At 66.1% G+C, this 12,323-nt stretch carries 3 protein-coding genes; 2 read left to right on the forward strand and 1 reads right to left on the reverse strand.

Annotation, left to right across the window (positions count from 1 at the left end):
- Nucleotides 1–82 precede the first annotated feature (82 nt).
- Entirely contained in the window at nt 83–8,536 is an 8,454-nt protein-coding gene (locus tag L610_RS20050) for a GH36-type glycosyl hydrolase domain-containing protein (protein ID WP_144707072.1), read from the reverse strand.
- A 304-nt stretch (nt 8,537–8,840) separates the two neighbouring features.
- Here L610_RS20050 and gyrB point away from each other — a divergent pair, with 304 nt between their 5' ends.
- Complete coding sequence (gene gyrB / locus L610_RS20055; protein ID WP_144707074.1) at nt 8,841–11,291, forward strand: DNA topoisomerase (ATP-hydrolyzing) subunit B; 2,451 nt, start codon at nt 8,841–8,843, stop codon at nt 11,289–11,291.
- Nucleotides 11,292–12,182: 891 nt separating this feature from the next.
- Nucleotides 12,183–12,323, forward strand: a 141-nt coding sequence (locus L610_RS20945; RefSeq protein WP_144705722.1) for a helix-turn-helix domain-containing protein, incomplete at its 3' end; no start/stop codon positions are given.

The following is a 12,323-nucleotide window of genomic DNA, read 5'->3' on the forward strand; positions in this document are numbered from 1 at the left end:
CAACAACGGCGACACGTCTTTACGTTTCGTGATCTGGTAACAAACTGAAATCGTTATGAAAATGGCAAGATTGCGGCGGGCATCAGCCCGCCGAGGTCACAATTGCCTCATGCACGCCGCTCTTTTCGAGCCGGATAGTCTCCACGGCGTGCTTGTTGACCTCGATATGAGGCTCTTCACCTTTTCTTACCGTGATGCGGTAGACGGCATCGGCAATGCGAAGACGGACGCTGAATCCCTCCCAGCTCGCCGGCATCGACGGATTGATCGTGAGCTCGTCGCCGCGCCGCTCGATGCCGAGGATGCCTTCCACCGCCGCGCGGTGCAGCCAGCCGGCGGAACCGGTGTACCAGGTCCAGCCGCCGCGCCCTGCCTTGTCGCCCACCGAGTAGACGTCGGCGGCAACGACATAGGGCTCGACGCGATAGCGCTCGGCTTCTTCCGGCGTCAGCGCGTGGCTGACCGGGTTCAGCATCTCGAACACCCGCCAGGCCTCGTCGGCCCGTCCAAGGCGGGCAAGCGCGATCACCAGCCAGGTGGCGGCGTGCGTGTACTGGCCGCCATTCTCGCGCACACCCGGCGGGTAGCGCTTGATGTAGCCGGGTTCCTTGTCGGTGTTCTCGAACGGCGGCGTGAACAACTTCGCGATCCGCAGCTCGCCGTCGACCAGCAGTTCCACTGCCTTACCGACCGCCTTTTCCGCGCGCTCGGGATCAGCCTCCCCGGAAATCACCGCCCAGGACTGCGCGATCGAGTCGATCATGCACTCGTCGGCTTCTTTCGAGCCGAGCGGAGAGCCGTCGTCGAAATAGCCGCGGCGGTACCATTCGCCGTCCCAGCCGGCGTCTTCCAGTGCCTGCTTCAGCCGCCCGGCATGCGCCTCCCAGGCGTCGGCGCGCGCCTTGTCGCCGCGCTCGGCCGCGATTGGCGCGAAGTCGCGCAGCGTCTTCAGCAGGAACCAGCCGAGCCAGACGCTGGTTCCCTTGCCGGCCTCGCCGACACGGTCCATGCCGTCGTTCCAGTCGCCGCCGAGAATCAGCGGCAGCCCGTTCTCGCCGGTGCGTTTCACGGCAAGGTCCAGCGCCCGCGCGCAATGCTCGTAGAGGCTCGCGCTCTCGGCCGAAGGCTCCGGCGTGAAAAAGGCGTCGTGCTGGCCTTCCTTGAGTTGCTGGCCCTCGATGAAGCGAATGTCCTCGTCGAGGATCGCCCGGTCGCCGGTCGTCTTGATGTAGTGCTGGGTCGCGTGCGCCAGCCACACCACGTCGTCCGAGATCATGGTGCGCACGCCCGCGCCCGTGCGCGGCAGCCACCAGTGCTGCACGTCGCCTTCCGGGAACTGCCGCGAGGCCGCGTTGAGGATCTGCTCCCTGGCCAGCGATGGGTCGTAAAGCAGCAGCCCCAGCGTGTCCTGCAGCTGGTCGCGGAAGCCGAACGCGCCGCTTGCCTGGTAGAAGGCCGAACGCGCCCGCAGGCGGCAGGCCAGCGCCTGATAGGGCAGCCAGACATTGACCATGGCGTTGAACGCCGGGTCGGGTGTTTCGACCTGCAGCGCGCTCGAGAACTGCTCCCAGGCGTCACGGTTGGCGCTCACCCGTTCGTCGAAGTCGACGCCAAGGTGGCGCTGTGCCAGCGCGACCGCTTCCTCCTGCGAACCGGCATCGCCGAGCACGAACATCACCGAAGCGGTGCCGCCCGCCGGCACCTCGACGTCGCACGAAAGTGCCGCACAGCTGTCGGAACCCGCCTCGACCGCGCCGGAAAGCTCGGCGCCCGCAAGCGGTGCCGCCGGCATGCGGCTAGAGCCGCCCGCGCCGATGAACTCGGCCCGGTCGCAGGTAAAGCGTTGGTCCTTGCCGTTGGTGGCGAGAAACGCCACCCGGTCGCCGAAGTCGAGGTGATAGGGGTTGCGCGCAATCACTGTGCCCGTCCCGCTGTCATGGCCCGGCACGATCAGCGGCGCGGACTTCGCCCGGTTGGTGCCCATCACCCACTCGGCATAGGCATAGACGCGCAGCTTCGCCGGCGACGAACCCGTATTGCGGATCGTCAGCCGCTGCACCTTCACCGGATCGGTGGGGTCGACGAGCTGCGTCAGTTCCGTCGCCAGCCCGCCGCGGTGGACGCTGAAGCGCGACATGCCGCGCGCGTGCCGTGCCTCGTAGACGAGGGCCGGGTCGCGCAGCACGCAGGCCAGCGGCGAGAACGCTTCGCCGCTTTTCAGGTCGTGGATATAGATCGCCTCGCCGGGGCGGTCGGTCACCGGGTCATTCGACCACGGTGTCAGCTGGAAGTCGCGGCTGTTGCGGCTCCAGGTGAACGACGAACCGTCCGCCGAGGTGTGGAAGCCGAACTCGCGGTTGGCGATGACGTTGATCCAGGGCTGCGGCGTCGTCTGGTTGCCGGACAGGCGCACGACATATTCGCGGCCGTCATCGGCAAAACCGCCGAAGCCGTTCCAGAAGGCAAGGTCATCGCCGCTCGCCCGCTGCGGCAGCTTGGCGGCGCGGACGATTGCCGGCACGCGTGCCGGTGCCATCAGCCGCGCATTCTGGCCGGCGCGCTCGATCTGGTCGAGGATCTGGCCGTTGCGCGTGTGCATGACGACGCGCGCCGCCGCGATCAGAGTCTTGTACGACCAGTCGTCCATCAGGTCGCGGCGCACGGCGAAGATGTGCTGGCGCGGGCCAAGCTCGCGGCCGCGCAGCCTTGCGTTCTCGCACAGCTGCTCGATCGCCTGCTGCAGGTCCTGCACGTAGGACGAGGCCTGCTCGTTGACGATGACGAGGTCGACGACGACGCCGTGCGCGCGCAGGTATTCCTGCATCCGCAGCGCCGAGGCGACGATGTTGAGGTCCGCGAGCTCGCTGATGCGCAGCGCGAAGATCGGGAAGTCGCCCGAAATCGCCATCGGCCACAGGTTCGACTGCGAGCCGAGGCCGGAGGCGATGTTGTCGGCTGTTGCGCGCAGCGTCGGGTCGGCGAACAGCAGGTGACGTGCCAGCTTCTGCACGCCCGCGGCTTCGGCGAGGCTCAGGCCGACATGGCGCGTCTGCACCTGCGAGCGCGTCCAGGCCAGCATCGCCTGGCGCTGGTAGCTGTCCGGCTGGCGGAAGCGCAGGATTTCGCGGCCGATGTCGGTGCGGTTCGCTGCCGTGATCGTCCAGAAGGTCAGCGCCACCTTGCGCCGCGCGGGAACGCGCACCTTGGCGCGCAGCGCAACGATCGGGTCGAGCGTGTAGCCGGCAGCGCCGGTCAGCCTTGCGCCCGGATCGAAGGCCGCAGCATTGACGATCGAGCGGCCGCGGCCGATGAAGTTGCGCCGGTCGGTCTCCGCCTCCACCTCGCGCGCGACCCCCTCGACCGAAGTGACGAAGTGCGCCAGCGCGATGGTCGGGTCGGAATTCGAGCGCCGCTGCCGCTCGGCGAAGATCGTCGACGTTGCATGGTCGATCTCCGTGCGCACGAACATCTTCGAGAACGCCGGATGCGCGTTGTCGGCGGCGTCAAAGTTCAGCGCCAGTTCGGCAAACGAAGTGATCTCGACATGACGGTCACGATCGCTCTCGTTGAACAGGGTGAGGCGGCGTGCCTCGCCGTTGCCCTCCTGCACCGCGATGCACTCCACTTCCGAGCGCAGCGTGCCGACCGACTTCATGAACACCGCCTTGTCGTCGTGGAAGGTGGTGACGCAGTTCTCGCCGTCGATCCGCTTCGGCGCTGGGGTCGCCGACCACCATTCGCCGGTGTCGGGATCGGAGATGAACAGGAACGTGCCGGTCTGTTCTTCGAGCGCGTCGCCGTTCCAGCGCGTGACGGCAACCTCGTCGGCGCGGCTGTAGCCCGCGCCGGTCGAGGTGACCATGACGTGGTAATGGCCGTTGGACAGGAGGCCGACTGCCGGCTGCGCGTTGATCGGGTCGATGATCGTGCGCGAATCCGGCCGTTCGTCGACCAGCGCCGGCTTGATGCGCTCGGCCGTGTCGGCGCGGATTGGCATCTCCGGCACGTCGCGCGGCGCCTTTTCCTGCAACAGCAGCTCGGCTGCCTTAATGACCGGGTCGGAGTGGAAGCGCTCGCGCATCCGCCCCTCGAACACCACGTTGTCGACCGCGACGATCGACATGCCGTGGTGGTGGGCAAAGTAGTTGCGCACGACGGCGCGGCGATGGCCTTCCGGCACGCGTTCCGGCGTGAAGTCGACGGCGTCGTAGTAGCCGTAGCGGCCCATCGCGCCCAGCGCCTTCAGCCGCTTCAGGTTCGCGACCGCATCGTCAGGCCGGAACTGCGCCGCAAGCAGGCTTGCATAGGGCGCGATGACCAGATCCTGCGCGAGGCCGCGTTTCAGACCAAGGCCCGGCACGCCGAAATTGGTGTACTGGTAGGTCATTTCACGGTCGCGCGCGTGGTACGCGGCCTCCGAAATGCCCCACGGCACGCCGCGCGAGCGCGCATAGGACATCTGCTTGGCGACGATCAGCCGGTTGGACTGGGTCAGCAGGCCGCCGGCCGGCTCCTGCATCACCAGCGGCGGCATCAGGTACTCGAACATCGAGCCCGACCACGACAGCAGCGCGCCGGAGAAGCCGATCTCGGTGACCGGGCGGCCGAGCCTGAACCAGTGCTCTGTCGGCAGGTCGCCCTTGGCGATGCCGAACAGGCTGGTGAGGCGCGCTTCCGAGGCGAGCAGGTCATAGCAGGCCTCGTCGAGCTGGCGTTCCTCGACGCGGTAGCCGATCGAGAGCAGCTTGCGGTCCTCACGCAGCAGGAACGAGAAGTCCATCTCGAACGCGAACTGGCGCGCGCGGTCGCGCAGCGAGGCGAGCTTTTCGCGCAGGCGCGGGGTGCCGTTACCGGCCGTGTGCGAGTCGTTGAGATGCGCCTCGCAGACTTTTTCCAGCTTGCCGGCCCATAGTGACAGTTCCTGCGATGCCGGCGAGCCGATCTCCTCGTCGAGACCACGCGCCAGCCGCACGATGTCGGCGGCGAGAACCGTCAGATTGATGGTGCGGATGGCTGCCGTCTCCGGCTCCGAGCGGATCGTGTTGACCGCGCGGCGCATGCCCTCGATGCGCTCGGCAAGGCGGTGGCGCAACGGGCGCAAGAGGCGTCGGTCGTCCGGCAGCCGCTCGAGCTTTTCCTCAAGGATGCGGGTGACGTCGATGATGCCCTCGAAGTCGCCCTGCAGGTGCGCCGCGAGCGCATGGGTCCAGGCATCGCACGCCGCCGCCACCGCGATGAGGTGGCCGGCGAGGTTGCCGCTGTCGACCGAGGAAATGTAGAGCGGATGCAGCGGCTTCAGCGTCCGCGTCTCGTACCAGTTGAAGAGATGGCCGCGGTAGCGCTCCATCTTCTCCATGGTCGCCAGCGTTCGGTCGAGCCGGTCGGCGGTTTCGTTGAGGCTGATCCACCCGAAGTCGCGCGCCGCAACGGTCGAGAGCAGGTACATGCCGATATTGGTCGGCGACGTACGCGCCGCCACCACCGGCTGCGGCACTTCCTGGAAGTTGTCCGGAGGCAGCATGTTGTGCTCCTCCGTCACGAACGTCTCGAAGTAGAGCCAGGTTCGGCGGGCGGCGTCGCGCAGGAACGCCTTGTCGTCAGGCTGGACCACCAGCCGGTCCTCGGTCTCGGCCGACTGGCTGACGAACCAGGCGAAGGCGGGCGAGCCCACCCACATCAGCGCGAAGAACGCCGCGATCCACGCGCCGGTGGTGCCGCCGAGCAGCGGTATGACCGCCGCGATCAGCGCGACGGGAACCGCGCCCGACATCTGGAAATAGTGGCCGATCAGCCCCTTGCCGCTGGCGTTGCGCGCGACGCTCGATGCCGTGCGCCATTCGAGCAGTTGCTTGCGCGAGACGAACAGGCGGTAGAGCGTGCGCACGATCGCGTCCGCATAGGACGAGGCCTGGTGCGCCATCAGGATGATCTTCGAGGCGACCAGCGCGCTCGAGAAGCTGATGTCGCGACCGAGCGAGGCAAAGTGCGCCTTGATCCTTGATTCCGTGTCGCGCGGCACCAGCGAGTCGACGATGTGGTAGGTCGCAGACAGGAACAGGCTGAGGATCAGCAGCGCCTGCCACTGCGCGGCCTGCGTGAACGGCAGCACGGTCCAGCCGGCAATCGATGCGGCCACCCACAGGATTGGCAGCAGCGAGCGGCGCAGATTGTCGATCATCTTCCAGCGCGACAGGCCGGAAATACCCGATGCCGGGTTGAAGATCCACGGCAGCAGCTGCCAGTCGCCACGCACCCAGCGATGGTGGCGAGCAGCATCGACCAGATAGCGCGTCGGATAGTCCTCGATCACCTCGACGTCGGTGACGAGCGCGGCGCGCGCGAACGCGCCCTCGATCAGGTCATGCGACAGGATGGCATTTTCCGGAATGCGGCCGTCGAGCGCCGTTTCCATCGCGTCGATGTGGTAGAGGCCCTTGCCGGTAAACGTACCTTCGCCGAACAGGTCCTGATAGGTGTCGGAGACCGCGAAGACATAGGGGTCGATGCCGCGGTTGGCCGAAAACACCCTCTGGAAGAAGGAAGACTCCTCGCCGCTGGTGAGCGAGGCGGTCACGCGCGGCTGCATGATGCCGTAGCCCGTCACCACGCGCTTCAACTTGGGGTCGATCACCGGCCTGTTCAGCGGGTGCATCATCTTGCCGACGAGCTTGGCGACCGCGTCGCGCGTCATGCGCGTGTCGGAGTCGAGCGTCATCACGTGGACGACGTCCGACGGCAGCGGCGAGGCGGGCGGGAAGAAGGTGGTGTCCTTGTCGCCGCGCAGCATGGCGTTCAGCTCATGCAGCTTGCCACGCTTGCGCTCCCAGCCCATCCAACAGCCTTCCGACGGGTTGTAGAGCCGCTTGCGGTGCAAGAGGTAGAAGCGGTCGTAGCCCTCCTTCGGGTAGCGCGCGTTCAGCGCGGCCACCTGGTTTTGCGCATGTTCCAGCAGCGCCTTGTCCGCCGGGCTCTGCTCGTCGTCGCTGTCCGGCCAGTCCGACAGGATCGCGAAGTGCAGCTCGCCGGTCATGTTGGCGAGGTAATGCACCTCGAGGTCGCGCACCGCCTCATCGACATCGTCACGGCTGCCGAACATGGTCGGCACGGCAACCAGCGTGCGCGCCTCCGCGGGCACACCCTGCTTGTACTCGTATCCGATCAGTCGCGTTGGCTTAACGAAGGTCGAGACGATGGTGTTGAAGAGGCCCATCGCCGCTTCGGAAGCGGGCAGGGCAAAGAGCAGGACAAGGAGGGTGGTGGTGCCGGACGAAAATCCCGCCGAGGTGAGCGCCCAGGCCGTCGCGGCGAGCAGCACCAGCGTGATGATGGCCACCGGAGCGACCATTCCAAGCCAGCCGATCCGTCGGTAGGCGCGGTAGAACTTCAGTGAAAAAGGGGGCTGGTATCCGACCCGCTGCTCGAACTCCTCGAGGTCCGGCCCGGCAAGCACCGAGCCAACGTCGACGTTCTTCTCGCCGGCGAAGTCGAGCGCGGCGCGGGTGATCGTCGCCTCGTCCTTGCCGGAGCGCTTGGCGAGTTCCTCGATCGCGCGGCGGTAGGCATCGCGCGACTGAAAGTCGAGCGCGTCGAAATCGGTGTGCTCGCGCAGCAGGCGGTCGACGCTGGACACCGTCTCGAACCAGTCGGTCCAGTCGATGTCGTCGATCAGGCGCAGGCCCTTGATGATGTTGCCGGTGGTGACATTGCCGGCGGAAAGGTTGGCGTGCTCGGCAAGCGTTGCTTCCTCGGCGTCAGTGCCGGAAGCCTCCAGCTCGTTCTCGAGCCAGCCGAGCGCCGCGCCCGACGAGACGGAGCCGTCGCGCAGGCGAAACAGCAGCTGCGTGGCGAAAACCCGGTCCTTGGCGTACTGCCTGTGGTTGTTCAGCACCTGCGTCGAGTGCTCGGCCGGAAGCACGGCGATCTGGTCGGCAAGCGCATTGGCGGCAAGGCGCATGTCGCGCGCGCCCGCGACGCGCAGCGCCAGCCGGCGCAGGTTTTCTACCAGCACGAAGCGCAGGATCGACGGCAGCGCCCACAGTTCGCCGATGCGCAGCGGCTGCACGTCCTGAAAGCCCTCGACGATCTCGCGAAAACCTTCGAGCGAGATCGCGCTGTCGGTATGGGCGACATAGGCCCAGGCAATCGCCAGCACGCGTGGGATGCCTGCACCCTCGAGTTCCGGCAGCTCCTGATAGAAGCGCGGCGGTAGATCGCGGCGAATGCCCGCGATCGCGGCTTCCACCACGTGCGAGTTGTCGAGCAGCCAGTTGGCTGCCGGCGTCAGCTGTTCGCCGGCCTGCTGCGCGCGCGCGAGCGTCTGCGCGACCTCGCGGATATGGCCGGCATTTTCCTTGGTTCTCTGTCGTGGATCGAAGTTCTTGACGCCAACGACCAGCGCCGAGCCCCCTTCAGCGACAGCGCGGCCGAGAGCCCGCAGGTCGCCCTGGTGCTGGAAGCTGGATCGAATTGGTACCTCGCCCCGCGTGGACGAGGGAACGGTTTCCTGCCCTTGTACAGGACCGGCATGCATGTTCATTGACAATAACTCTCGAAACCCGTGGCCCACCGCGGCCACCAGCCTGCATCGCTCACACGACTACGGAACGCCCTTTAAACGATTGATTGGGTCAAGTGTTCCGCAGGCGGAATGGGCCGCCATCAATTTCGATTACGTGGTCTTTTACGATGCGTGAGCTTTCGTGCGCATGCTTCTCATCCCCATCCGAGTCTTGCCCCAAACTTGGAAAAGCAGGCGTTAAAGCCTATATTCAGTGCGGTTCAGGTGCGCGATTCGACCGTCCACAGCGCACCTTTTTTATGAACGGCACGATTGGATTTATATGAGCGACCAGACCGAGAACGTCAACGGCGGGGCAGCCGAGTACGGCGCGGATTCCATCAAGGTTCTCAAGGGCCTGGACGCCGTCCGCAAGCGGCCGGGCATGTACATTGGTGACACCGATGACGGCTCCGGTCTCCACCACATGGTCTACGAGGTGGTCGACAACGCCATCGACGAGGCGCTGGCGGGCTACGCGACGCGCGTCACCGTGACCCTCAATCCCGACGGTTCGTGCACCGTAACCGACAACGGTCGCGGCATTCCGACGGATATTCACTCCGGCGAGGGTGTTTCTGCGGCCGAGGTCATCATGACGCAGCTGCACGCCGGCGGTAAGTTCGACCAGAACTCCTACAAGGTGTCCGGCGGTCTGCACGGCGTCGGCGTTTCGGTCGTGAACGCGCTGTCGACCTGGCTTAAGCTGACCATCCGCCGCGGCGGCAAAATCCACTCAATCCAGTTCTCGCATGGCGTCCCTGACGCGCCGCTCGCCGTCATCGGCGAAGCCGGCGAGGAAACCGGCACGGAAGTCACCTTCCTGCCGTCGCCGGAAACCTTCACCAGGACCGAGTTCGACTATACGACGCTGGAAAACCGCTTGCGCGAGCTCGCCTTCCTGAACTCGGGCGTGCGCATCATCCTCACAGATGCGCGCCATGCCGACGTCAAGCAGCAGGAGCTGCACTACGAGGGCGGCCTCGAAGAGTTCGTGAAGTATCTCGACCGCACCAAGAAGCCGCTGATCGCCCGCCCGATCTACATTACCGGCGAGCGTGACGGCATCACCGTCGAGGTCGCGATGTGGTGGAACGACAGCTACCACGAGAACGTGCTGGCCTTCACCAACAACATCCCGCAGCGCGACGGCGGCACCCACCTTGCCGGTTTCCGCGGCGCGCTGACGCGCCAGGTCACCGGCTATGCCGACTCCTCGGGCATCTCCAAGAAGGAGAAGGTCTCGCTTTCCGGCGACGATTGCCGCGAGGGCCTGACCGCCGTTCTGTCGGTCAAGGTGCCGGACCCGAAATTCTCGTCGCAGACCAAGGACAAGCTGGTCTCGTCGGAAGTCCGCCCGGTGGTCGAAAGCCTCGTCAACGAGGCGCTCAGCACGTGGCTTGAGGAGCATCCGACCGAAGCGAAGGTTCTCGTCGGCAAGGTCGTTGAGGCTGCCGCCGCGCGCGAGGCCGCCCGCCGCGCCCGCGAGCTCACCCGCCGCAAGGGCGCGCTCGACATCGCCTCGCTGCCCGGCAAGCTCGCCGACTGCCAGGAGCGCGATCCGGCCAAGTCCGAACTCTTCATCGTCGAGGGTGACTCGGCAGGCGGCTCGGCCAAGTCCGGCCGCTCGCGCAAGAACCAGGCGATCCTGCCGCTGCGCGGCAAGATCCTCAACGTCGAGCGCGCGCGCTTCGACCGCATGCTGTCGTCCGACATGATCGGCACGCTGATCACCGCGCTCGGCACCGGCATCGGCAAGGACGAATTCAACCCGGAGAAGCTGCGCTACCACAAGATCATCATCATGACGGACGCGGACGTCGACGGCGCGCACATCCGCACGCTGCTCCTGACGTTCTTCTTCCGTCAGATGCCGGAGCTGATCGAGCGCGGGCACCTCTATATTGCCCAGCCGCCGCTCTACAAGGTGACGCGGGGCAAGAGCACGCAGTACATCAAGGACGAGCGTTCGTTTGAAGAATTCCTCATCAACACCGGCCTTGAAGACGCGGCGCTTGAGCTCGCCGGCGGCGAAGTCCGCGCCGCTCAGGACCTGCGCAGCGTCATCGACGACGCACTCTCCGTCCGCACCTTGCTCAACGGCCTGCACACGCGCTACTCGCGCCAGGTGGTCGAGCAGGCGCTGATCGCCGGCGCGCTCAATCCGGAAATCCTCCACAATCCGAGCCGCGCCGCCGACGCCGTCGCCCATGTCGCCGAGCGTCTCGACATGATCTCGGAAGAAACCGAGCGCGGCKGGTCTGGCCGTGTCAGCGTCGGCGCCTCCGGCAACATCGATGGCCTGATCCTCGAGCGCACCGTGCGGGGCGTGAAGGAGACGGTTACGCTCGACGCCGCGCTGCTCGGCTCCGCCGACGCGCGCGCGCTCGACCGCTACACCGCGCGCCTGCAGGAAATCTACGAGCGCAGCCCGCTGCTTCGCCGCCGCGACGCTTCGGCCCAGATCTCCGGTCCGTCGGCCCTGCTCGACTTTATCTTCGCGGTCGGCCGCAAGGGCCTTACCATGCAGCGCTACAAGGGTCTTGGCGAGATGAACGCCGAGCAGCTGTGGGAGACGACGCTCGACCCGAACGTCCGCTCGCTGCTGCAGGTGAAGATTTCCGACGCGACCAACGCCGACTCCCTCTTCGCCCGCCTCATGGGCGACGAGGTCGAACCCCGCCGCGACTTCATCCAGGAAAACGCGCTGTCGGTGGCAAATCTCGACGTGTGATCGGGGCGGGCTGCGGCGGCCTTCTTCTCTGCCGCTGCCATCTCCTGCCGCTTCTCCGCCTTCCGGAGATCTCGATATGCAAGCGGGCTCCTCGGAGCCCGCTTTTGTTTTGGGCTTGTGGCATCAGGCCAATTCATTCGGTTGGTACCCCGCGCGAGCGCACACGCTCTGCTACCCGCGTGTTCGGGCTCCGGTGGTTCACGACATGTGGCACGAACCTTCCCCGGAGCCCCTTGTTCTCCGGAACCGCTCCATGAGCCCCCTCCGGCGCTTCGCGCCACCTCCCTCGCGTTGCGGGGGAGGATCCGGGTCGTGCAGGTGGAAATGACGGCCCCTTGACTGGAAGCTTGGCCGATCACCGGTACCTCAGATCAGGATGAACACAGCGCTGCTCAATAACTCGGCCTGAGGATCCTCCCCCATTTATGGGGGAGGGGGACCATGCGAAGCATGGTGGAGGGGGCGTCGTGAAGCGCTGCGTTCCCAATTCCCCGCCGTCGAGCACCGGCGCTCTCGCCGAACACTCTTTCTTCTTGCCCGTCTACGCCGCTGTGGCGTTCCGGCATGGATCGTCGAGGCAGGCCCGGCGATGACGAAGTGGGAGATGTAGCGGATCGATGACGACCGCCCGCGAGGCGGCGATGGCGTTTGTGGGGAGCGGTCAGGTCGCTCGCGATCTGCCTGGGAGATCCCATCTTCGCCAGGAGGAAGGGCCCGGGGGGCGAAGGAGGAGGGGTCGGGGGCACAGGAGGGTGACGGAGGGGAAGGAGGGGGTACGGGAGACGCCGGCACAGCCTAGAGCATCTTTTATGAACACAGAGTCGGTTTGAGGATTCACGGGATCAGTTTAGTCTGATTCACTGCTCTTGGTGATTTGCCAGGAGGGTGGTGATGACGAGGAGCTTGAGCGGGGACCTTCGCGGTCGAGTTATTGCGGCGATTGAAGATGGGGTTTCGACGCGGGAGGCGGCACGACGCTTCCGTATCGGGATCTCAACGGCCGGGGCCTGGTATCGGCGCTATCGCGAGACA

The sequence above is a fragment of the Aminobacter sp. J44 genome, assembly GCF_007829415.1.
Taxonomy (GTDB): Bacteria; Pseudomonadota; Alphaproteobacteria; order Rhizobiales; family Rhizobiaceae; genus Aerobium.

Coding starts and splice junctions, on each gene's coding strand:
- L610_RS20050 (WP_144707072.1), bottom strand. CDS start 8,536: ATGAACATGCATGCCGGTCCTGTACAAGGGCAGGAAACCGTTCCCTCG.